1 protein-coding gene is annotated in these 1,287 nt (G+C 65.0%); it reads left to right on the top strand.

Annotated features, from left to right (window positions below):
* The first annotated feature begins 122 nt into the window (after positions 1-122).
* Positions 123-1,250, top strand: a complete 1,128-nt coding sequence (locus BMF89_RS21410; protein WP_171983585.1) for an IS1249 family transposase — start codon at positions 123-125, stop codon at positions 1,248-1,250.
* The last annotated feature ends 37 nt before the right edge of the window (positions 1,251-1,287 follow it).

Here is a 1,287-nt window from a genome sequence, read left to right as displayed (position 1 = left end):
GGGTTATAGGACAAAACGTGTGTATGGGATGGGGTTGCTTCCCAGTGTTGGCGGGCGAATTCCGGGATAGCTAAGCTTTGGGAGCTTAGGGTGGCTGGGGTGCTTGCATATCTCTGGAATGTTTGGTCTGCGGTCAGGCGCTGGTACGGAACGGGAAAACGGCGGCCGGCAAGCAGCGCTACCGGTGCTTGGGATGCGGTGCGAGCCGTTCGCGTGAACGCCCTGATGTAAGCCGGCGCTCCGAGCTGGAGGCGTTCCTTGGCTGGTTGATGGGCACCTCGAGCCAGGCACGGACTGCTCCGCTCGGCACGGCCAGGTCATTCCGTCGGCGCACGTCGTGGTGCTGGAACGTCGTCCCGCGGATCCCGGTCACCGGAGAGATCCATGACCAGATCCAGGTCGATGGGATCTACGTCGGCTCGTGGTGCTGCCTGATCGCTGTCTCCGGTGACTACGTGCTGGGCTGGCAGTGGTGTGACACCGAGAAAAAGGCTGCGTGGGCTGCGTTGCTGGAACGCTTCCCGGCCCCGCGGGTCGTGATCACTGACGGTGGCTCCGGGATCGCCGCGGCCTTATCCGAGTGCTGGTCCGGAACCGCTGTGCAGCGCTGCCTGGTCCACGTCCAGCGCAACGTGCGCACCTACCTGACCTGCCGGCCCAGAACCGACGCGGGCAAGGCATTGCTGCGGCTGGGGCGGGCCCTGACGAGGATCAAGGCCCCGGCGGAGGCCGCAGCCTGGCTTGCGGGACTCAATGACTGGCATCAACAGCACGGGCATCTGGTCAAAGCCCGCACCTACCGCTCAACGACCGCCATGGTCCCGGGATGGGTCCGGGCAAACCAGGCCTGGTGGTACACGCACGACAGGCTCCGCAAGGCCTACCGGCTCTTGGAACGTCTCGGACAGGCTGGCACGCTCTTCACGTATCTGGGAGGGGAATACGCCGGGCTGGACATCGCCTCGACAACCAACCGGATCGAAGGCGGAACGAACGCCCAGCTCCGGCTCCTGCTACGCGCCCACCGGGGCATGAGCGAGGAACATCAGAAGCGTGCGATCGAGTGGTACCTCTACCTGCACAGCGAACGGCCCCTGCCGCCAGCCAAGCTCATCAAAGCCCGCCACCACAATCCGCCCAAGCCCAAAGCCACCCTGGCGGAGCAGCAACCCGGCCCCGAGCTCTACAGCACCGGCCTCAGCGCCGACGAAGGACTCTGGCACCGCACAGGCTGGGCAGGACGATCATGACGCGCCCGGGATTTACACACGTTTTGTCCTATAACCC

It is taken from the genome of Arthrobacter sp. SRS-W-1-2016, assembly GCF_002009585.1.
Taxonomy (GTDB): domain Bacteria; phylum Actinomycetota; class Actinomycetes; order Actinomycetales; family Micrococcaceae; genus Arthrobacter; species Arthrobacter bambusae_A.
Note: the sequence above shows the minus strand (reverse complement) of the source record. Positions and strands in the feature narration are given on the sequence as shown.